The sequence below is a fragment of the uncultured Psychroserpens sp. genome, assembly GCF_947500255.1.
GTDB lineage: Bacteria > Bacteroidota > Bacteroidia > Flavobacteriales > Flavobacteriaceae > Psychroserpens.
On sequence record NZ_CANMRL010000002.1, the window covers coordinates 1 to 21,437 of the forward strand.

The window sequence follows — 21,437 nt, forward strand, 5'->3', positions numbered from 1 at the left end:
TGTGCGTGGGAGATCACTGGTACACAACCTGCTGAACCTGCAACAGAGTGTTATGAAACTGCAACATTTAATAACACAACATGTGCGTGGGAGATAACAGATAATGGAACAGGAATAACCTATTATGCAGATACAGATAATGACGGGTTTGGAGATCCTGACAACTCAATTGTTGATTGTTCTCAACCAGCTGGATATGTTATAGACAATACAGATTGTGATGACACCAATGATCAGATTTACCCTGGCGCAACAGAAATACCAGATAATGGAATTGATGAAGATTGTGATGGTATGGATGATAATACTCTAGATACTGAAGAGTTTAACAGTAGAGATATTTCTATTAGACCAAACCCATTCACAACTACCATAACTGTTAGTTTGCCACTAAGCTTGAATGGTAGTGAATTTGAAATAAACATCTATGACCTAAATGGTAGAGTTGTTTATAAAAAGAGAAAATCTAGTATAGATGGATCTATAGTTATCGATGAGCTTGACAGGTTAGAACAAGCACCATATTTCATCAAGATATCTAATAGAGATAATGGTATAATTGTTACTAAGAAACTAATTAAATTTTAGTGATAAATCAATTAAACAAAAAAGCTGAATTATAATAATTCAGCTTTTTTTTGTAACATACTAAAACACAGACAATAACAACTAAGACCTAATTAGAGCAAATATCTAAAAATACTCTATTTGTAAATATCTGAAAATCAGGTGTTAAAAAATTATATTTGCATTTCATCGATTATATTTGCATTTCACAGAGTATACACATACATTTGTATTATAAATTTATTAGTCCCAAACTAAAATTTAACCGCTTATGAAAATTTCTACTTTTTTTCAGAAAAAGTATGCTCTAATGGTTTTTACAATAATAACCATGAGCATATGTAACGCTCAAACGACTACAACCCTAGGTTTTTATGATTTCGAATCAGGAACCCAAGGATGGACAGGAGGCTCTTTAGCCTATAGAAACATGTCCACCTTTTGGTCTTATGATGGCACATATGCATTTTGGCTTCGTAATGGTTCAACACCTGCGAACTCAACTATGACTTCGCCTTCTTTCAGCTTAAATTCTTACGACAAAATAGATTTCAAATTCTTTTTCTCATCCTATAGTATGGAATCGGGTGAAGATTTCATCATAGAGTATTATGATGGATCTACTTGGCAAACGATTGCCACTTACAGAGCTGGCTCAGTCGCAGGTAAAAATGCCGATTTTGAAAGTACTACTGTAAAATATTTTTATAGTAAAACGGCGACTATATTTGCATCGGATTATACATTCCCATTATTACCAACAGGACAATTCAGGATTGTAATACGAGCCAATAACAATGGTGATTATGTTTTTGTTGATGCTATAACTATAACAGGAACAACTTTCCAAACACCAACAACCGCACCTGGTGGTATAACATCAGACCTTGACCTCTGGCTAAAAGCAGATCAATTAGATGGATCTTCTGTTGCCGCAGATGGTTCACTAGTATCTCAATGGATAGATAATGGTAAAGGTAATCATGCAGAAACTGTAATTACAGGACAAGAACCCGTCTATAGAAATAATATTACAAACAATTTTAATTTCAACCCTGTTATAGAGTTTGAAAATGATAATAATACAGCTAATCGAGATATGTCATATATCATTAGTGATGGCAGTAGAGATGTTTTAAAAGGTACAGGTGGTTTTAACACTAATGATATGTTCGTTGTATTAATGCCTGATCCTGATATTACAACATCAATGATTCCATTAGATACATTTACAAGTACTGACCCTACAGGTCAAACTTATGATGAAGATGTTACAGGTTTTGGATATGGAGCTTATTCGGCTAGATTCGATAACGAACGACTCACCTACTGTATTGGAGTTACCAATGAAAGTTCTGCTTCCAACCCTGCACCAAGTTATGATGATGGTTATGGACGTGGCGATCTAGGTACTGGAACCGATTATAATCAAATCCACATTGTCAATATTAGACAAAATGCTGCCGATACTGATATGGAATTGTACTTTAATGCCAATCAAGTGGGTACCCTTACTAATGACATAGCTGCATATGCTCAAGTAAACAATGCTAGGTACTGGATTGGTCGTAGTCAATATTGGTCTGGAAGTTATGATGGTCGAATTGCAGAAGTCATCACATATGATTCTAGAAAAACGGATGCCGATCTTACACAAGAACGCAATAGAATTCAATCATACCTTGCTGTTAAATACGGAATCACATTAGGTGTTAATGGAACATCTCAGGATTATGTGAATAGCGATGGTACTATTATTTGGGATCAATCTAAAGATGCTGCTACCTACAATTACGATATTACGGGAATAGGAAGAGATGATGTTTCCGAATTAAATCAAAAACAATCTAGAAGTGTTAATGACGCTGTAGACGGAACTGGAAGAATTGAAGGAATCCTTACAATGGGATTGACAGAAATCTACGATACCAATAGCGATAACATTACTTCTAATGCTACTACTTTTGGAGATAAAGAATACCTCGTATGGGGAAATAATGGCGCCGATCTAAATTTAGCTGCTACTACAATTTCTGTCAATATGAGTGCTGGTATCTCACCTGCGCTTACAACTAATGTATCCTTTACTGCGATGCAACGTGTATGGCGTGTGGAAGAAACTGGTGGTGATATTCCTTCAGTAAAAGTTAGAATACCTCAAGCTGCTATTAGAAATATTACACCTCCAGGAAGCTACTATATGTTTATATCGAGCACTGGAGTCTTCGATCCTACTGCAGATTATAGAGTAATGACATCGGATGGTAACGGTAACCTTGAAACTAATTACGATTTTGATGGTACGAAATACATCACTTTTGGTTATGCACCAATGGTTATTGTAGAGCGTTCCGTTTATTTTGATGGTTCGGTTGATTATGTTGATATGGAAGATGCCTTAGACTTAAACCCTTCAGAATATACCATTTCAGCATGGATCAAAAGAGATGCGGCAGATACTGGAACAAAATCTATCGTATCCAAAAGAGACAATCCATTTACAACGGGTTACGACCTGAGAATTCTTACTGATAATAGAATTCAAATGTGGATAAAGAATGGAACAGATCAAATATTAACTACATCTGCAGCCATACCAGATGATGAATGGCATCATGTTGCGGTTATTTATAATGGCACAAGACTCTACATATACATAGATGGTGTTGTTGCAAATCAAGCGAATAGAACAGCTCCTGTTGATACTGATGAATCCTTCTATATTGCTGCTGCCGGTAAGAATACGCCAACACAACACTTTAGAGGTAATATTGACGAAGTGCGTGTTTGGGATGTTGAACTTAGCGTAGATGAATTAAGGTTCATCATGAATCAGGAAATAGAAGACAATGCAACATTTGTTGGTGGTAAAGTATTACCAACAACGATTACTAAAAATGATGTGGCTACAATTCCATGGTCTGATCTCGCAGGATATTATCCAATGTCTGTATATACCTATACAAATACCGAAGATGCTTCAGGCAACAGTAATCAAGGTGCTTTAAGAAACCTAGATACTGTAGATAGACAAACAGCTCCTTTACCTTTTGAATCTCAAGGAAATGGTGATTGGACCACCGAAGCGACTTGGTTAAACAACACTGTTCAACCATTACCAAATGAATTATCGATAGTAGATGGAACGACGCCTATCGACTGGAACATCGTTAGAATTGGTCATAATGTAACTATTGATACTGAAGTGGTCTTAGGAAGAGATCGTCAAGTATTAGGACTATTTGTCGATGCTGGTGAATTAACTGTTGATGGCGACAATGCAGATGCTGCTGCTGGAAATGGTTTAACAGTATCACATTATTTAAAGCTTGATGGAAAAATCGATCTAGAAGGGCAATCACAATTAGTACAAACTGAAGATAGTGATCTAGACCCTACCTCATCAGGTTCTCTGGAAAAAGATCAACAAGGTACTGCCGATGTACATACGTACAACTATTGGTCGTCTCCTGTTGGTGAAATTAATTCAACAACAAATAATAATTCATATACAGTAACAGATGTCATGTTTGATGGTGTTAACCCGATTAACTTTATCAATACAGGCTATGATGGATCTGATGGTGCTACCATTAGTATTGCTGATTATTGGATATGGAAATTTGCCAACCAATTAGATGATGACTATTCTGCATGGCAACATGTGAGACGTAATGGAACATTATTAACTGGTGAAGGATTCACGATGAAAGGTCCTGGATCTGGAACAATAGTAGATCAACAAAACTATGTTTTCCTTGGAAAACCAAATAATGGTGATGTTAACTTAACCCTTAACGCCGGAAACGATTACTTAGTAGGTAACCCATACCCTTCTGCAATTGATGCAAATCAATTTATTACTGATAACGGACCAAATATTACTGGTGCTGGTGCCGACCCATTAATTAGTGGTACACTTTACTTCTGGGAACATTGGGGAGGTGGAACTCACAACTTATTAGATTACCAAGGTGGTTATGCAACGTATAACTTCTCTGGTGGTACAGGAGCACCTTCGTTAGGAACTAATGATCCAGACGTTGGAACTGGCGGAACTCCAACAAAACTTCCAGCTCGTTACATCCCAGTAAGTCAAGGATTCTTTGTTGTTGGTGAAAGTACTGGTACAATTAATTTTAATAATGGCCAACGTATTTACCGAAAAGAAGGCACTGGAACATCAGTTTTTGTTAGAAATGCTAATCCGAATACTATTGCTGGAGCGGACACCCAAACTGAAGCTGTAGATAATCGTATGAAGTTTAGAATTGGTTACAATTCTATAAATACTATTCACAGACAGTTATTGTTAACTATTGATGAATCGACTACAACTGGATATGATTGGGGATATGACGCCAAGACTTATGACAATCAAATGGATGATCTATTCTGGATGATAGCTGATGAAAAGTATACGATACAAGGAAGTAATTTAGCTGAATCTGATACAGTATATCCATTAGGTATCAAAACAAATGATGATGGATTAAATACGATTACTATTGATAATCTAGAAAATGTACCTAGTACGATTGATATATTTATCCACGATATAGAAAATGATACGTATCATAATCTTAGAGAAGGAGATTTCCAATTTTTCCTTCCTGCAGGTGAATATTTAAACAGATTTGAATTAACATTTAGTGAAGGAGATTCATTAAGCGTTGACGACAATGAATTGAAAACAGTAGATGTTTTCTATAACAATGAAACAGAAAGCATTGTATTATTGAATCCTAACGCTATTGATGTGAAGTCTATAGAATTATATAACATCATAGGACAAAATATTACAACCATTGAAAATATTTCAGAACTGGACTATTCTGAATACAAAGTTAAGAGCCTAAGCACTGGAACTTACATCATTAAGATAGATACTTTAAGCGGTTTGTTATCTAAGAAAGTTTTGGTGAAATAAAATAGACCCAAATCTACCGTGATCTTAACTTATAAATGGCCTCTCTCCTAATGGATTGAGGCTTTTTTTGTAATCTATCAACTCTAAAAACAGATTGTGATTGATATGGATTTTTCTAAAATACTAGATCTCGTTTTTTAGAGTCGCATATTTCTTTTGGAATGCAAGATTTTTATGCCGTATTCATTTTCCGAAGAATCGAAAATCATTTTAATACATTTAAATCTTTCACAAAAAAATTATAAATTTTAGATGCATTCGAAAGTTATTTCAATTTTATAGTAACTTTATGGGTGTTTAGTAGTCTTACTATAAAACACAACCAAATTTTAACGTATAATATGTTTTCATTAGTTAGAGAAAATATCCGAATTGCATTTGATTCTATTAGAAGTCAATTGTTACGAACTATTCTTACCGTTTTAATTATAGCCATAGGTATAACTGCTCTCGTAGGTATTTTAAGCGCTGTTTCTGCATTAGAAAACACTATCTCTAGTGATTTTTCATCAATGGGAGCCAACACGTTTAATATCCAACGCTATGAGTTCAACACTCAACGACGTGGTGATGAATCTCAAAAGATAAATCCGGTTATTAATTACCGACAAGTAAAAGCGTTTGAAGAGGAATATAACTATCCGTACACAAAAACATCGATTGCCTTTTTAGGTACACGAACTGCTGAAGTAAAGTATGAAAATGAAAAAACTGATCCCGAAGTACAAGTATATGGTGTCAATGAACATTTTATTCAAAATACAGGACTAGAAGTTGAAACTGGACGTGCTTTGAATTACTTTGATGTTGAAAACAGTAATACCGTTTGTGTTATTGGTAGTGATCTCAAAAAAGCACTATTGGATGATGTTAACCCTTTAGGTAAAACCATTAGCATTAGAGGTGCTAAATTTAAAGTTGTTGGCGTGCTAAAAGAAAAGGGCGCAACCTTTGGTAATAATCAAGATCTACGTGTGCTTATGCCACTGCAAAAAGCACGTACTATTTTCACTAATGCAAATATCAACTATAATTTAAGTATCAAAGCCGATAAAAAAGACATGCTTGAAGGCGCTCAGGACGAGGCTATTTTATTATTCCGAAATATTAGAGGGTTGAATCCCGTAGAAGAAAACAATTTTGGTATCGAAAAAAGTGATGACCTTATTAATCGTATTGGTTCTATTACAGGTGTACTATCTACTGCTGCGTGGATTATTAGTATCATTACAATCTTTGGATCTACCATTGCATTGTTAAACATGATGTTGGTATCTGTAACCGAACGAACTCGTGAAATTGGTGTACGTAAATCTTTAGGTGCTAAACGCCGCACTATTGCCTTTCAATTTTTTATTGAAACTATTATTATTGGGCAATTAGGCGGATTATTAGGTATTCTATTAGGTATCCTGATTGGTTACATTTTTGCAGCAGCAGTCGATTTTAACTTTGTCATTCCTTGGGGAGCGATGATATGGGCAAGTGTCATCACGTTTGTAGTTGCTGTAATTTCTGGCTCATATCCTGCAAATAAAGCAGCTAAACTTGACCCTGTGGAGTCGTTGCGCTATGAATAATTCTAGAGTTCAATTACTTTCTGAAATTGAACCTTACAAATCTTTATTAATTGGCAAAAAGCTAATAAACGTATTTTTTACCCACCAACGTAAAGGCACTGTGCATCTTGAAGGATTAGGAAGCGCTTACTATTTTTCTACTATTTTAGAAACTGAAGACAAAAAAAAGTATTGTTTTGGTAACGATTGGATTACCAAATGGGATACTAATGAACATCTTTATGAAGTGACACATGAAAACTGGAGGATACCAAGAAATATCAAGTATAGAAACATTGCAATAATTGATATACTAATAGACGATGATGACGAAATTTATATAAGATTAGAAAATGATGTATTAATCTATCACACTATGGATTATGGAGATAAATTATTTTTTGATGAGTATTCGACATTGTTTGATAAAAATGGAAAACTGCTGAATGAAGAATTACCTAGACAAAACAGAGGTTTAAGTCTATCATATAGGGCAAATTTTTTCACAAAGCTTTTACGTAAATTGTTTTAGTTTATTTTTGTGAATTCAATGACACTTTCCAAAGATCACATTAAAAGCATTAACAAAGGCCTAGATTATATCGAAAAACATCTAGAACGCGATCTGTCTCTAGAGCAAATTTCAAGAGTTGCACATTACTCACCTTATCACTTTCATCGCATATTTAAAGTGTTCACAAAAGAAACACTTAACAATTATATAGCGAGAAAACGTGTTGAAAAAGCTTCGGCAGATTTACTACATCGTGAACATATCACTATTTCAGAATTATCGACGCAGTATGGGTTTACAAGCAACTCATCTTTTAGCAGAGCTTTTAAAAAGTTCTATGGTGTGAGTCCGTCCAATTTCCGAAGACATAGCAAAGGAAAATATAGCAAGATTAGTCAAGCGAAAAGCAAGAATGGGCAACCCATTACTACATTTGAAGACTATGTTTGTCATACAAATCAAAACAACGACACAGTTATGACAACAAACATTAAGGTAGAAACGATTGACAGCATTCACACACTAGGTATTACATGTATTGGAAAACATCAGTTAACACCAACTTTTAATCAATTATTAGATTGGGCTGGACAACAAGGTTTGTTACGTAATCCAGATTTTAAAATGGGAACACTATATTACGACAGCTTTAAAATTACTGCACCAGATAAGGTACGAATGACTGCTTGTCTGCTTGTTGATGAACCTTCAAAAACTGATGGCGAAGTAATTTCGACTACAATTAAAGGTGGACTGCACATCACAGCTCATTATGAAATTGGCATTGATGAGTTTCCTACAACTTGGATGAATTTATTTAAATGGATGAATGATAATGGTTACAAAAAGCGTTCGGAACCGCCTTTTGAGATTTATCACAATGATTTTAATAAGCATCCTGAAAAGAAATGTATTGTAGATCTCTACATTCCAGTTGACTAAATTTATTTACTCACTAAATTTTCAAAATATTGATATAAGGCTCCTTTAGTAATGTTGGCTCCTTCCTGTATTAATTTGAACTTATCCTGACCTTTATCATCAGAGTAATCCTTTTTTGCTGTGAAGAATTCGACATCATCAGACATCAAATTATCTCTAAACCATGTATAACCTTCTTTTGTAGTGATATCAATAGAGTCTTTCTTAACTTTTAATGCAATAAGCCTCATATGCTTATCTGTACAATGAAACAAATGCATCTGTTGTGGAGAAATATGCTCTAGATACTTCACCTTAGAAAGCACACCTTCCCATATGAGATCACTAAAGACGTCTAGTTCTTGTTCGGCTACTTCAGGTGTATTAGTTTTAATAGCTGCCCACTCTTTGGCAGTAATAGATTGTGTTGCTAAAAAGTTGATGAATTCTTGGTGTAATTCTTCAAATTGTTCCTTTGTGAGTCTAGAATATTTCATATACAATGATAAAAAAATGCGCTCTTAAAATTAAGAGCGCAAATTTAATGAATTTATCTAGTATTTAGAAGATATATCGTACTCCAAATTGTGCTTGCCATCTTGAAGCTAAACTTGTATCATAACTAAATGTTTCTTGCAAGTCTGCGTTGAATGTATAGGTTGGCACATTGGTACCAGGGTCTACAACAACACCTAAAGGTTGCACACTAATTGGCTGTTGAATAACACCCCAATCACTATTAATTAAGTTTCCGACATTTAATACATCTACACTTAATTGAATCGTGTTCACCTTATCACCTGAAACTTTAAAATTAAAGTCTTGAAGCAACTTAAGATCCCAACGTCCTCTCCATGGTGCTAATGCGCCATAACGCTCGGCATATTGACCTCTTCTATCATTTAAATAATCATCTTGTTGAATATAAGATTCGAAAGCTTCTGCTTGTCCAGCTCCAGAAAACTGCATTTGTGATATTTCACTCGCAGTAGGAATGTATAGTAAGTCATTTAAATTTGACCCATCACCATTAAGATCTCCTCCATATGTATAGTTGAAACGACCACCACGAGCATATTCGAAAAACGTTGAAATAGTCGTTGACCATTTATCACTACCATAAGTCCATTTCTTACTAGCAACACCAATAATTCGGTGTGTATCTCCATATCTAGAATAACTTAATACATCGTCGTTAACATTTCCTAAGGCAGGATTAAACGCAAAGGCATCTCCAGTAATTTCAGCCTCAATAGAATTCACATCTTTAGCATTTAAATAGCTATAACCTAACATGGTGTATAATCCATTATCAAATGATTTTTGTGCTTTAAATGAAGCATTCCAAATTCTACCTTTATCTGAGTTTGTAAATACGTATGCGTTATTAATAATATCGTTAGATGTATAAATTGCTCTGTTATCAACTCCAGCCAAAGTTCCTGAAGGAGGTAATAGTCCCCAATTTTGTACATGAGCACCATTAATATCTTTTGTATAAGACACATCTCCTGTTAATATCAAACCATTTTCAAATCTATAATCTGTTCCTAAATTAGTACGCCATACCTGCGGAAATTTATAATCTGGATCAACAGCTTGGTAAAAGAATACATTAGGATTACCAATTTGGTTTCCTAACCATACAAATGGAAAACGACCAGTAAATAATCCTGAACCACCTCTTAATTGTAAACTTCTATCTCCTTTTACATCATAGTTAAAACCAACTCTTGGTGAGATCAACCAATCATTATTTGGCATTTGCGTATTATCTAGGAATACTGTTTCTCCAGTATTTGGATTTACATATGGAATGTCTGGTGCATAGCAGCAAGCAACATCAATCACATCTTGTGCTTTTTCTGCACTATCAAAAAACAATGGTTTATCGAAACGCACACCATAAGTTAATTTAAACTTCTCGGAAACGTTCCATTCATCTTGAAGATAAAATGACATCTGACCAACATTAGTTTCAGCTAAAGCAAAACCTCCAGCTTCTCCAACTTGATTACCCGATAATGATGCGTGTGCTGCAAGCGCTTGATTGTATAAATCTTGTAACTGTCCAGAATCAACTAGGTCTTGGAAACCGTCCATAGTCGTGGTTGGAAAAAATACACCTTGGGCTCCATAAACACCTAGGTTAAATGAGTTATCAAACTGAAACTTCTCAAAAGCAAAACCAATTGTATACGTGTGATCTCCATCAAAGTAATTCATGTTATTTGAAAACTGAAGTACTTTTTGATCTAATCTATTATTGATTGAGAATGGTTCATGTCCAGCGATAATATAGTTAGAACCATCTTGGGTAATTGTAATGGTTGGTGCTGGCGTGGACAATGGATCTCTAAAGTCGTCAAAATGAGTAAATCCAAATTGAAATTTATTAGATACTTGATCAGAGAATGTTGAATTTAATTCTAACTGAACAGATCTAATATTATTATTGATCTCATAACCTGCATTTTCAAATTGTAATGTATTAGCATTTGGCCCTCTAAATCCTAAAGCAGTAGGGTGTGCTGGCTTTTCTTTAGAAGCATTTAAAAAGTTATAAATTATTGCTAATCGGTTGTTGTCATTGATATTCCAATCTAATTTTATAATACCTTTATTAGACTCAGCTGCATAAGTAAATCCTTGGTAAGCACCAGGATTATAACCTAAATCTAATAGTGCATTTTGAACTGCAATTAAATCAGACTCCAGCACTCTAGATTCGTTAATAGCACCACTTCCTGTATTTGGAACCCAACCATTACTTCCTAAATCAGTTCGTTCATCCTTTTCGAAATTAGCGAAGAAAAATAGTTTGTTCTTTATGATCGGTCCGCCAATACTAAATCCGTACTGATTTTGTTCTAATTTCGGTTTTACAACATCTTCACCTCTAACCGTTCCACCAGTAAGGTCTTCATTTCTAAAAAACCCATAAACAGTACCATGAAATTCATTAGTACCACTTTTTGTTACGGCGTTAACAGCAGCACCAGTAAATCCAGCTTGAGTCACGTCGTAAGGAGCTGTGCTTACAGTAATTTGGTCTATCGCATCAATTGATATTGGTGTCGATTCTGTTTGTCCACCAGGCTGAGCTGCATCCAAACCAAAAGGATTATTGAAGATAGCACCATCTAGCGAGAAGTTATTAAATTGGTCATTACGTCCACCAAACGATCCAGCACTAGCAGTTGGTTCTAATCTTGTAAAATCGTTAGTTGATCTTGTAATTGTTGGTAATCTTGTTAATTCACGTCTACCAACAGATGTTTCGGCACCTGTTCTATCTGTACTAAATGTTCCTGTAGTGCTACCAGTAATGACTACAGCATCAAGCTGTTCACTATCAGGTGTCATTTGTAAATCAATATTCTCCGTTTTACCTAAAGTTAAGAATACATCATTAAAGACTTGTTCTTTATAGCCTACATAAGATATGGTAATTGTATAAGGACCACCAACTCTCATATTAATGATATTGTAGCGTCCGTCAAAATTTGTAGCAGCTCCATACTTTGTACCAGTTGGCGTATGTACAGCAACTACATTAGCTCCAGGCAAGGGTTGAGAGCTTTCGTCTAAAATAACACCTTTTAAACTAGAGGTTGTTACCTGAGCAAAAGCCATAGTAACAAATAGTAGCATAAAAGCTGTAAAAAGGTTTTTTTTCATTTGTATTTAGTTTTTGGTTGTTATAGATTAGCCTAAAGTTAATAAAAAAAGACTGTTCAAATGAACAGCCTTTTTTTATTTATTAACCTTTGTTGTAAACTACTAAGCCTCAGCAACTACTTCAAATGGTAAATCTACTGATACTTCTCTGTGTAATCTTACTACAGCATCGTATTTTCCTAAACGCTTTACAGTTCCACCAGCAACAGAGATGAATTTTTTGTCAATCTCATGACCAGCTTTTTGTAATTCGTTAGCTAAATCAATATTATTTACAGATCCAAATAATTTATCTCCAGTACCTACTTTAGATGAAATCTTGATTTCTAAATCTTTAATAGCGTCTGCAGTTTTTTGAGCTGCTTCAATAATTGATTTTTCTTTATAAGCTCTTTGCTTTAAAGTTTCTTCTAGGACTTTCTTTGCAGATGATGTTGCCATTACTGCTTGTCCTTGAGGAATTAAAAAGTTTCTACCATAACCGTTCTTAACTGTTACAATATCGTCTTTAAATCCTAAATTTTCAACGTCTTGTTTTAATATAAGTTCCATAGTTATTGGTATTTTATTTTAATAAATCTGCTACGTAAGGCATTAACGCTAAGTGACGCGCTCGTTTTACGGCAACAGATACTTTTCTTTGGTATTTTAAAGATGTTCCTGTTAAACGTCTCGGTAAGATTTTACCTTGCTCGTTAACAAAACCTAATAACCAATCTGCATCTTTGTAATCTACATACTTGATACCAGATTTCTTAAAACGACAATATTTCTTCGTTTTGCTTGTGTCAATGTTTAACGGAGTAAGATATCTGATCTCTCCATCTTTTTTTCCTTTTGCTTGTTGTTCAATTGAAGACATAATTACGCTTTTTGTTTATCTCTGTTTCTTCTCTTTTCTGCCCAAGCAATTGCATGCTTGTCTAATTTTACCGTTAAGTAACGCATAAAACGCTCATCACGTCTAAACTCTACTTCTAATGGATTAATAACTTCTCCATCAACAGTGTACTCAAATAAGTGATAAAAACCACTCTTTTTGTTTTGGATTGGATATGCTAATTTTTTTAAGCCCCAATCTTCTTTGGCTACCATCTTCGCTCCTCTAGAAACAAGAAAATCTTCATATTTCTTTACTGTTTCCTTTATCTGGTCATCAGATAAAACGGGATTTAAGATGAAAACAGTTTCATAATGATTCATAAAAATCTTTTTTATTGTGTTAAAAATGAGTGCAAAAATAACTATAATTTATGTTTCTGGCAACGTTTTTGTATATAAAATTTTAGGTATCAAAAAAATGTTAATATTTTGTTAAAAATCACACTTTACCGATGTTTTTTGGTTTTTATCCGAATTTTTCGTACTATTGTCGATATCTTAACCTAAAATATAAATAATGTTATGACTTTAAACTGTGTAGTAGTTGATGATTCTGCGATTCAACGTTTATCGATTGTAAAGTTAATAGAGAATCATTCCTCTCTTAACCTTATTGCAGAATATAGTAGCGCATTAGAGACCAAGAACGGACTAAACACTCATAAAGTAGATTTAATCTTCTTAGATATTGAGATGCCTGTATTGAACGGTTTCGAGCTACTTGATGTACTCAACAACAAACCCCAAATTATTTTCGTTACAGGTAAAACTGAATACGCATTTAAAGCTTTTAATTATGATGCAACCGATTATCTTCAAAAACCTATAACTAGGGAACGATTTAATCAATCTGTTGAAAAAGCATTAGAGCAACATAAATTAAAGCTAGATTTCAATGAAACTGATGGCGAACACATCTTTGTCAAAAGTAATCTAAAAAAACGAAAAGTTTACATTAAAGATATTAAATGGATTGAAGCTCTTGGTGATTATGTAAAACTAGTTACCGAAGAAAACAGCTTAGTCGTTTTATCTACTATGAAAGCTTTTGAACATGAATTACCAGAAGGTAAATTCTTAAGAATCCATAAATCATACATCGTAAACCTTGATAAAGTTGATCGATTTAATAGTAAAAATGTTGAAGTTGGTGCTTATGAGATTCCATTAAGTAGAAATAAGAAGACCCAACTTGTTGATGCATTAAATAATATCTAAAGGCCTTAAGACTAATAATAGTTTGAAGATATAACTTATAACTAACCTAACTAATTAGCTTTAATAATTATCGACATTTAAGATTACTCTTATTGCCCTAAAATCTTTCACGCTTAAGAAGCTGTTATTAATTTTAATGATAGCTTCTTTTGTTTTCGCCAACGATTGTTTCTGAGGAATTTTTACTAAAATATGTTTTAAATACTGATTTCTAATCCTTGCTACAGGTGGAAACTCTGGACCAAGTACATGCTGACTAAAAACGGTTAGAAGCGATTTAGCATACCAATCGGCTCCAACATTGACACGATTATAATCTTTATGTTTTAATGTGATTTTAATCATCCTATATATTGGAGGATATTTATAAATGTGACGTTCATCTAACTGTTCTTCAAACATCTGAACATAATTATTTGTAGACACTTGTTGCAATATCTTATGATATGGATTATACGTTTGAATTAACACTTTTCCGCGTTCTTCTGTACGTCCTGCTCTACCAGATACTTGAGCCATTAATTGATAACTTCTTTCGTGAGCTCTAAAATCTGGAAAATTAAGCATATTATCAGCATTCATAATACCTACAAGTTTCACATTTCTAAAATCCAATCCTTTAGTTAGCATTTGGGTTCCAACTAAGATGTCTATTTCACCTTGCTCTAGCGCTGTTATAATTTTCTCATAACCATACTTACCTCGAGTTGTATCTAAGTCCATACGCGCTACATTATGCTCTGGAAACAATAATTTAGCCTCCTGCTCTACCTGTTCTGTACCAAGACCTTTACTGTCTAATTCTAGACTTCCACAAGCATCACAGGTTTTTGGCATCACGGTATTGTAGCCACAATAGTGACAACGCAGCTGATTTTTATATTGATGAAAGGTTAAACTCACATCACAATTTGGACATTGAGGCGAATGACCACAAGTATGACATTCTACAATTGGCGAAAAACCACGTCTGTTCTGAAACAAAATAATTTGATGACCATTCTTCAAGGTTTCGGTCATTTCTTCAATTAATCGGTCACTAAAATGACCTTGCATACGCTTTCGTTTGTGTTTATCCTTAATATCTACCAATTCAATATCTGGCATCAACACATTGTTATAGCGATGATTTAATTCTACCAATCCGTATTTTGATTGCTTTGCATTATAATAACTCTCGAGACTTGGTGTAGCAGAGCCTAATATTGTTTTACATTGAAAGATACTTGCCAAAACAATAGCAGTATCACGCGCATGGTATCGTGGTGCTGGATCAAACTGTTTATACGACGATTCGTGCTCTTCATCCACAATGATTAATCCTAAGTTCTGAAATGGTAATAACACCGAAGAACGGGCTCCTAAAACCACCTGAACCGTAGATGAATTAGAGAGTACATTATTCCAAACCTCAACGCGCTCATGAGAAGAATACTTACTATGAAATACAGCAACCTTTTCGCCAAAATAATTTTGAAGACGCTCTACCAACTGAGTAGTTAACGCAATTTCTGGTAACAAATACAGGACTTGTTTTTTAGCTTTAAGCTGCTCTTCAATAAGCTTAACATAGATTTCCGTTTTCCCAGAAGACGTCACACCATGCAGGAGCGTAATATTTTGATTATCAAATGATGTATTGATTTCACCTAAAGCTTTTTCTTGATGTGTATTTAATCGTTTTGAATCTTCATTATCATCTCCTTCATAAGTTACACGATCGGTTTGAATATAATATTCTTCTAGAATTCCTTTATTGATCAATGCTTTTACAATGGCACTAGACGTCCCACTTTCCGAAGTAAGGTCAGATACCTTTACTGGTTTTTTGGTTTGTGCAGAAATTGAAAACAAAGTCATTACTACATCTCTTTGCTTTGGTGCTCGACTGAGATCTGTGAGTAACTCCTGTAAGGCATTTTCCGAAGTATAAGACGCGCCTAATTTCACATAGCGCACTAATTTAGGCTTATACTTTTCATAGATTTCCTCTTGAACCGAAATAGCATTTTTATCAAGTAATCGCTTGATCACTGGTAAAACATTTTTCTTGTCGAGAATAGACATCAAATCTTGAATCTTCAATGATGATTGATGATGCAAGGCTTCATAGATTACAAATTCATCATCTCTAAGATCAGCATCGTTAATTACAGTCGTATCATTTTTAGAAATAATAGTTTCGCTTTCTAAAATAAATGCGCTAGGTAAAGCTGCACGCATCACATCTCCTAATGTACACATGTAATAGCTTGCAATCCATTTCCAATGCTCTAACTGCTTTTGTGTCACAATAGGAGCTTCATCTAGTATTTGGTGAATGTCTTTAGCCTCATAGGTTAAAGGTGCATTGTTATGAATATCAATAACCAAAGCTGTGTAGATCTTTGTTTTTCCAAATGGAACAGAAACACGTATACCTGGCTTTAGAAAGTTGGCTTCTGCCTTGGTAATTGCATAGGTGAAGCTCTTTTCTAGAGGAATTGGTAATATGACGTTAATGAAATAGTTCAGCTTAATGGAATGGTTTGATGTCTCGATATAAGATTGATAATATCTCTTCAAAGGTAAGGACATCTTCTTTGTTTATCAACCTAAGTGTTTTAATAAATAGATTATCGTTATGAATTTCTATTTCTAGTTCATTAAAAAGCAACAAATAGAATATCTAGAAACATAAAACTAGTCTTCAGCTCTTACCCAATACTGTGTTCGATAAAAGAAAGCTACATAGCCACGTACTTGAAGTCTATCGGCATTGTCTTCGTCTAGTTGTAATCGGCAATCATACTGTTTTCCATCTTCTGGGTTTGTGATGGTTCCTTTTTTATAAGCATCACCAGATTTTTCCATGTTCTTGATGATTTTCAATCCTAGTACAGGTTTATTATAATCATCGCCTTCACAGAATTTACAGGGTAAATCTCGTTTTTTAGGATCAAAAATTTCAATGATTTTTCCAAACACCTTTCCATTTTCTTTGTAGATCTCAACAATAGACTTCTCCTCGCCTGTTTTGTCATCAATTGTTTTCCATTTCCCAAGAATGCTTTGTGCAGAGACGCTTATGGTCATTAAAAGTATAACTATAACAAGGCCAATTTTATTCATCTTCTCCATTCTTTTTCTTTTTTAAACGTCTAATTGTCGCATTTAGTTCATAACCTAGCAACAATATATTAGCATTTAACCACAAATACAACAATAAAATCAATAGAGCTCCAATAGAACCATAAAGCTTATTATACTGTGAAAAGTTTTCGATATAAATACCAAATAAATATGATGTTAATATGATTAACAAAGTCGTGAACAAAGCACCAATGGAGAAAAACCTTGACGTACGTCCTTCCTTTGTACCAAAATAATATAGGGTTGCTGTGGCGATGTATACCATAAATACAAAGAATAAATATTTAGCAAAAACAACCCAAAACACATTAGATTGATTGGCCTTAAAATCGATACTATCAAATTGTTCATATAAAGGTTGAATCACATAAATTTGAAAATACCCAAAGAAAGCCACTGTTAAAACTACTAGCAAAGCTAAAATCAAAGCGACTCCTAAAGCATATAAATACTGTTTAAATATATTTCTTGTGAGCTCCTGATGGTATGAGTTTTCAAATCCAGAAAACACCGCATTTACACCATTGGCCATTAATAAAATGGATACGATAAAAACAGAGGATAATAATCCGCCACGTTCTGTATTCTCAATATTTTCAAAAATATTGGAAAAGAAAAAATCTGAAGTTTGAGGCGGTAAAAATGACGTTAAAAATTGTTGAAAATCAACTTGAAACCCTTCAATAGGTATATAAGGCATCAAAATAAGTACAAACAATAAAAACGGAAATATGGCTGTAAAAAAACTAAAGGCTATGGCGCTAGCCCTGGCTGTAAGTGCTCCTTTAAAAATACCTATAGCATAAAGCACCAGTAAATCATATAGTGTTAAACCTTCAAGAGCAGGTAATTTTATCTTCCTAAGTAAATCTACAATTCGATTTACGATAGGGATTTTACTCAATATCTCTTTTAATGATTTAGACATTAAACTGCTTTAAGACTTAAATCCATATTATACACAGAGTGCGTCAAAGCTCCAGAAGAAATATAATCTACACCACACTCGGCATACTTTCGTACGGTTTTTTCATTGATTCCTCCTGAAGATTCTGTTAGGCATTGGTTGCCAATTAACCGCACTGCTGTTCGAGTGTCTTCATAATTAAAATTGTCAATGAGAATACGATACACGCCTTCAGTCTCTAAAATTTCTTTAATCTCTTCAAGGTTTCTAGCTTCTACTATAATCTTTAAATCACGTTTAGAATCTTTTAAATACTGTTTAGTTTTATTGATAGCTTTGGTAATTCCTCCAGAAAAATCAATATGGTTATCTTTCAGCATAATCATATCATACAATGCAAATCGATGGTTTTCACCTCCTCCAATTTTTACAGCCCATTTTTCTAAAGCTCTAATTCCTGGTGTTGTTTTTCTTGTATCCAAAATTTTAGTTCCTGTACCTTCTAATAAATCTACAAATTGCTTTGTTTTTGTTGCAATAGCACTCATACGTTGCATAGCATTAAGTACTAAGCGTTCGGCTTTTAAAATAGATTGTGATGCGCCCTCAACATAAAACACAATATCTCCATACTTGACATGACTTCCATCTTCGATTAGTGTCTCTACTTTCATATCTGCATCAACATAAGCAAAAACCTGCTTAGCAAACTCGACACCAGCAATAACACCTTCATCTTTTACTAAAAGTTTAGCTTTCCCTTTAGCTGAAGAAGGAATACAAGCCAGCGAGCTATGGTCACCATCGCCTACATCTTCTCTAATGGCATTAGCAATAATGCCTGCTATTTCTTTATCAAATTGTTCTTTTGAAATCATGTTTTGGATATTTACCGTAAAAATAGCAATTGCAACTTAAAAAATTTCAAAAAAGCATAACTTTGAAATATGACAATTAAACTTCTTGCCATTGGCAAAACAGACAATAGAGATTTGCAATCGCTGATTGATGATTATCAAAAACGGTTAGGGTTTTATATCAAATTTGAATTTGAAATCATACCAGATCTCAAAAAAGCAAAAAACTTAAGTGAAGCGCAGCAGAAGCAAAAGGAAGGTGACCTTATTTTAAACAAACTTAACACAACTGACGTTTTAATTTTATTAGATGAAAACGGAAAGCAATTAGACTCAGTAGCATTTTCTCAGTATTTACAAAAGCATATGAACTCTGGTATTAAACAATTAGTATTTGTAATAGGTGGCCCATATGGGTTTTCTCCTGAAGTTTATCAAAAAGCACAAGGAAAGCTATCATTATCAAAAATGACCTTTTCCCATCAAATGATTCGTTTATTTGTTATAGAGCAGTTGTACAGAGGATTTACTATCTTGAAGAACGAGCCTTACCACCATAGATAAGCGTTATCAAATACACTGCTGTAATAAGCAATAAAGGTGCTGTAATAACGCCTGGCGTATAACTCTTTTGCATGATAGTCCATATAGGATGTCCCACACCATTCACTAATTCAATAAACAACCAAAATCCAATCACAAACTTAGCGAGTATATGATCTGGTCTCACAACATAATACCAAGCTGTTATTCCAAAAATGAAGAGTCCGATATTAATAATTAGAAAACCCAAATGACGATCTTCAGAGATCAAACCAGTTAGCCAAGTTGCTGGAGGAAAGTTTTCCCAGAGCTTACCAATATATTCTTCTATAGAATGAAATGCTTGAAAACAAACCAGTAGCAAAAAAACCGTTGAGATTCTATTCGCTTTATGTGTGCTTTCAAGCATTATCATTTTAAAATTTAGGCGTATTAATACGTTTTATAAACTTCTTTTCTCTTTTTTAGTTGTCGTACTAAATCACTGATGGTTTCTCTTACAGCAACTTCATATTGAGCTTCATTAGAAGTCGCAAAAATACGTGGCCCAGGCAAACTTAATTCAATATCACAAATCTTACCTTTAGTGTGGTCATTGTCATCTTGTTTGAAGCGTACAGTTGCACCTACTATAAACTCATATCTGTCTGATAATTTGTTTAATTTTTCTTCGGTAAACTCATTAAGGGTCTCACTTCTATCGACACCTACATATCTAATCATAACATTCATAATCGTTCCTTGTTTTTAGGTTAATTTCGTTACTCTAATTTACGAAAATTTGAACGATTAATAATGATAAATCTCATAAAGAATTGATAATATTTTCTTATGGAAATTATAGTTATTTTTTAATCAAAGTTAAAATCTCTTCATTACCTGAGCGACTCATTGTAAAAGACAATGTATCAGTATTGAGCGTATTAATTTCTACTGCTATTTCTAATTTATCTTTTGGTGTAGAGTACAAAATACCATCGGCTATCTTATAGGTTCCACTGGTTTCTTGAGCACCTACTTTAGATGTATAGGTCTTGTCTTTTTTAAAACTGAAATACGCATTGCTATTGCATTTGTCTTTCGCTGTAGCTGTATCAATCCAACTAGTGCATTCCCATTCGCCAACAATAGCTTCGGCATATTTAGCATCATTACAAGACACTAGTAATATAACAGCTAACAACATCAATAATTTTCTCATAGTTTATAGTTTAGATTCATTAGTAATGATAAAGGTAAATAAAGCAATATCAAAATTTGAATACTAAAAAAAATCGAATGATATTGTAAGCACCTCTAAAATTGTTCGTCTACCTAATTAAATATCAACATATTATGAGAAGAGAGATTACTAAAGATATTATCATTTTTGATGGCGAATGTAATTTGTGTAATGGCGTTGTAGGTTGGCTTTTAAAGTTTGCACCTAAAGACTTATTCCAATTTGTAGCTTTTCAATCAAAATATGGACAACAATTACTGGGCAAACATGGTTTTCCTACTGAACGGTTAGACACCGTTATTTTAATCGACGATAATGGTGTAAAAACGCATTCTGATGGCTTTTTAAGAATTGTTTCTAAAATCCCTAAATGGAAACGCGTTGCTGCCTTATTAGCCTTTATTCCAAGAATGATACGTGACTTTATTTATAAAACTGCTTCGAAAAATAGAGTAAAATGGTTTGGACAGTCGAAAAGTTGTACTATAGATTTTAGGTAAAAAA

General features: G+C 33.9%; 20 protein-coding genes. 8 read left to right on the forward strand and 12 right to left on the reverse strand.

Features of this window, described 5'->3' with window-relative positions; genetic code table 11:
- From Q0783_RS06760 to Q0783_RS06780, 5 genes are all read left to right on the forward strand, one after another.
- A partial coding sequence (locus tag Q0783_RS06760) for a T9SS type A sorting domain-containing protein (protein ID WP_298894173.1) occupies positions 1-588 on the forward strand: 588 nt, incomplete at its 5' end.
- Between the two features lie 250 nt (positions 589-838).
- Positions 839-5,497, forward strand: coding sequence for a LamG-like jellyroll fold domain-containing protein (locus Q0783_RS06765; RefSeq protein WP_298760976.1), 4,659 nt, complete (start codon positions 839-841; stop codon positions 5,495-5,497).
- Between the two features lie 341 nt (positions 5,498-5,838).
- Complete coding sequence (locus Q0783_RS06770; RefSeq protein ID WP_298894174.1) at positions 5,839-7,077, forward strand: ABC transporter permease; 1,239 nt, start codon at positions 5,839-5,841, stop codon at positions 7,075-7,077.
- The gene (locus Q0783_RS06775; protein WP_298894175.1) at positions 7,070-7,588 is read left to right on the forward strand and encodes a hypothetical protein; all 519 of its coding nucleotides are present in this window, start codon (positions 7,070-7,072) and stop codon (positions 7,586-7,588) included. Before Q0783_RS06770 ends, Q0783_RS06775 begins: the two co-directional genes overlap by 8 nt.
- An 18-nt stretch (positions 7,589-7,606) precedes the next feature.
- On the forward strand, positions 7,607-8,512 hold the full coding sequence (locus Q0783_RS06780; protein WP_298894176.1) for a GyrI-like domain-containing protein: 906 nt from the start codon (positions 7,607-7,609) through the stop codon (positions 8,510-8,512).
- A 2-nt stretch (positions 8,513-8,514) separates the two neighbouring features.
- Here Q0783_RS06780 and Q0783_RS06785 read toward each other — a convergent pair whose 3' ends face one another.
- From Q0783_RS06785 to rpsF, 5 genes are all read right to left on the reverse strand, one after another.
- Positions 8,515-8,988: a DUF6495 family protein gene (locus Q0783_RS06785; protein ID WP_298894177.1), complete on the reverse strand. Its 474-nt coding sequence runs from the start codon at positions 8,986-8,988 to the stop codon at positions 8,515-8,517.
- 64 nt (positions 8,989-9,052) lie between these two features.
- Entirely contained in the window at positions 9,053-12,172 is a 3,120-nt protein-coding gene (locus Q0783_RS06790; protein ID WP_298894178.1) for a carboxypeptidase regulatory-like domain-containing protein, read from the reverse strand.
- 102 nt (positions 12,173-12,274) lie between these two features.
- Entirely contained in the window at positions 12,275-12,724 is a 450-nt protein-coding gene (rplI, locus tag Q0783_RS06795; RefSeq protein WP_230937134.1) for a 50S ribosomal protein L9, read from the reverse strand.
- 13 nt (positions 12,725-12,737) lie between these two features.
- Positions 12,738-13,034, reverse strand: a complete 297-nt coding sequence (gene rpsR, locus Q0783_RS06800; protein WP_028873640.1) for a 30S ribosomal protein S18 — start codon at positions 13,032-13,034, stop codon at positions 12,738-12,740.
- A 2-nt stretch (positions 13,035-13,036) separates the two neighbouring features.
- Complete coding sequence (rpsF, locus tag Q0783_RS06805) at positions 13,037-13,375, reverse strand: 30S ribosomal protein S6 (protein WP_230937135.1); 339 nt, start codon at positions 13,373-13,375, stop codon at positions 13,037-13,039.
- Between the two features lie 201 nt (positions 13,376-13,576).
- Between rpsF and Q0783_RS06810 the strand changes: the two genes are divergently transcribed.
- A complete protein-coding gene (locus Q0783_RS06810; RefSeq protein ID WP_230937136.1) occupies positions 13,577-14,272 on the forward strand; it encodes a LytTR family DNA-binding domain-containing protein in 696 nt (231 codons plus the stop codon).
- 60 nt (positions 14,273-14,332) lie between these two features.
- Here Q0783_RS06810 and priA read toward each other — a convergent pair whose 3' ends face one another.
- From priA to nadC, 4 genes are all read right to left on the reverse strand, one after another.
- Positions 14,333-16,786, reverse strand: a complete 2,454-nt coding sequence (gene priA / locus Q0783_RS06815; protein ID WP_298894632.1) for a primosomal protein N' — start codon at positions 16,784-16,786, stop codon at positions 14,333-14,335.
- Between the two features lie 168 nt (positions 16,787-16,954).
- Positions 16,955-17,392 carry a DUF2147 domain-containing protein gene (locus tag Q0783_RS06820; protein WP_366522609.1) on the reverse strand — a complete coding sequence of 146 codons (438 nt, stop codon included), beginning with the start codon at positions 17,390-17,392 and terminating at the stop codon, positions 16,955-16,957.
- Positions 17,376-18,332, reverse strand: a complete 957-nt coding sequence (locus Q0783_RS06825; RefSeq protein WP_298760993.1) for a YihY/virulence factor BrkB family protein — start codon at positions 18,330-18,332, stop codon at positions 17,376-17,378. Before Q0783_RS06825 ends, Q0783_RS06820 begins: the two co-directional genes overlap by 17 nt.
- The gene (nadC, locus tag Q0783_RS06830) at positions 18,332-19,189 is read right to left on the reverse strand and encodes a carboxylating nicotinate-nucleotide diphosphorylase (protein WP_298894179.1); all 858 of its coding nucleotides are present in this window, start codon (positions 19,187-19,189) and stop codon (positions 18,332-18,334) included. The genes Q0783_RS06825 and nadC overlap by 1 nt, the downstream gene beginning before the upstream one ends.
- Before the next feature lie 69 nt (positions 19,190-19,258).
- Between nadC and rlmH the strand changes: the two genes are divergently transcribed.
- The gene (gene rlmH / locus Q0783_RS06835; RefSeq protein ID WP_298894180.1) at positions 19,259-19,732 is read left to right on the forward strand and encodes a 23S rRNA (pseudouridine(1915)-N(3))-methyltransferase RlmH; all 474 of its coding nucleotides are present in this window, start codon (positions 19,259-19,261) and stop codon (positions 19,730-19,732) included.
- Here rlmH and Q0783_RS06840 read toward each other — a convergent pair.
- The 3 genes from Q0783_RS06840 to Q0783_RS06850 form a co-directional block, all read right to left on the reverse strand.
- Entirely contained in the window at positions 19,698-20,120 is a 423-nt protein-coding gene (locus tag Q0783_RS06840) for an HXXEE domain-containing protein (protein WP_298894181.1), read from the reverse strand. The two genes, rlmH and Q0783_RS06840, sit on opposite strands and share 35 nt — an antisense overlap.
- A gap of 23 nt (positions 20,121-20,143) precedes the next feature.
- Positions 20,144-20,443: an HPF/RaiA family ribosome-associated protein gene (locus Q0783_RS06845; RefSeq protein WP_230937142.1), complete on the reverse strand. Its 300-nt coding sequence runs from the start codon at positions 20,441-20,443 to the stop codon at positions 20,144-20,146.
- 112 nt (positions 20,444-20,555) lie between these two features.
- Positions 20,556-20,912, reverse strand: a complete 357-nt coding sequence (locus Q0783_RS06850; protein ID WP_298894182.1) for a lipocalin family protein — start codon at positions 20,910-20,912, stop codon at positions 20,556-20,558.
- Between the two features lie 134 nt (positions 20,913-21,046).
- Here Q0783_RS06850 and Q0783_RS06855 point away from each other — a divergent pair, with 134 nt between their 5' ends.
- Positions 21,047-21,433 carry a DCC1-like thiol-disulfide oxidoreductase family protein gene (locus Q0783_RS06855; RefSeq protein ID WP_298894183.1) on the forward strand — a complete coding sequence of 129 codons (387 nt, stop codon included), beginning with the start codon at positions 21,047-21,049 and terminating at the stop codon, positions 21,431-21,433.
- The last annotated feature ends 4 nt before the right edge of the window (positions 21,434-21,437 follow it).

What these genes read in the sequence shown, in the direction of transcription:
- Q0783_RS06765 (WP_298760976.1), top strand. Translation starts at nt 839, where the DNA reads ATGAAAATTTCTACTTTTTTTCAGAAAAAGTATGCTCTAATGGTTTTT.
- Q0783_RS06770 (WP_298894174.1), top strand. Translation starts at nt 5,839, where the DNA reads ATGTTTTCATTAGTTAGAGAAAATATCCGAATTGCATTTGATTCTATT.
- Q0783_RS06775 (WP_298894175.1), top strand. Translation starts at nt 7,070, where the DNA reads ATGAATAATTCTAGAGTTCAATTACTTTCTGAAATTGAACCTTACAAA.
- Q0783_RS06780 (WP_298894176.1), top strand. Translation starts at nt 7,607, where the DNA reads ATGACACTTTCCAAAGATCACATTAAAAGCATTAACAAAGGCCTAGAT.
- Q0783_RS06785 (WP_298894177.1), bottom strand. Translation starts at nt 8,988, where the DNA reads ATGAAATATTCTAGACTCACAAAGGAACAATTTGAAGAATTACACCAA.
- Q0783_RS06790 (WP_298894178.1), bottom strand. Translation starts at nt 12,172, where the DNA reads ATGAAAAAAAACCTTTTTACAGCTTTTATGCTACTATTTGTTACTATG.
- rplI (WP_230937134.1), bottom strand. Translation starts at nt 12,724, where the DNA reads ATGGAACTTATATTAAAACAAGACGTTGAAAATTTAGGATTTAAAGAC.
- rpsR (WP_028873640.1), bottom strand. Translation starts at nt 13,034, where the DNA reads ATGTCTTCAATTGAACAACAAGCAAAAGGAAAAAAAGATGGAGAGATC.
- rpsF (WP_230937135.1), bottom strand. Translation starts at nt 13,375, where the DNA reads ATGAATCATTATGAAACTGTTTTCATCTTAAATCCCGTTTTATCTGAT.
- Q0783_RS06810 (WP_230937136.1), top strand. Translation starts at nt 13,577, where the DNA reads ATGACTTTAAACTGTGTAGTAGTTGATGATTCTGCGATTCAACGTTTA.
- Q0783_RS06820 (WP_366522609.1), bottom strand. Translation starts at nt 17,392, where the DNA reads ATGGAGAAGATGAATAAAATTGGCCTTGTTATAGTTATACTTTTAATG.
- Q0783_RS06825 (WP_298760993.1), bottom strand. Translation starts at nt 18,332, where the DNA reads ATGTCTAAATCATTAAAAGAGATATTGAGTAAAATCCCTATCGTAAAT.
- nadC (WP_298894179.1), bottom strand. Translation starts at nt 19,189, where the DNA reads ATGATTTCAAAAGAACAATTTGATAAAGAAATAGCAGGCATTATTGCT.
- rlmH (WP_298894180.1), top strand. Translation starts at nt 19,259, where the DNA reads ATGACAATTAAACTTCTTGCCATTGGCAAAACAGACAATAGAGATTTG.
- Q0783_RS06840 (WP_298894181.1), bottom strand. Translation starts at nt 20,120, where the DNA reads ATGCTTGAAAGCACACATAAAGCGAATAGAATCTCAACGGTTTTTTTG.
- Q0783_RS06845 (WP_230937142.1), bottom strand. Translation starts at nt 20,443, where the DNA reads ATGAATGTTATGATTAGATATGTAGGTGTCGATAGAAGTGAGACCCTT.
- Q0783_RS06850 (WP_298894182.1), bottom strand. Translation starts at nt 20,912, where the DNA reads ATGAGAAAATTATTGATGTTGTTAGCTGTTATATTACTAGTGTCTTGT.
- Q0783_RS06855 (WP_298894183.1), top strand. Translation starts at nt 21,047, where the DNA reads ATGAGAAGAGAGATTACTAAAGATATTATCATTTTTGATGGCGAATGT.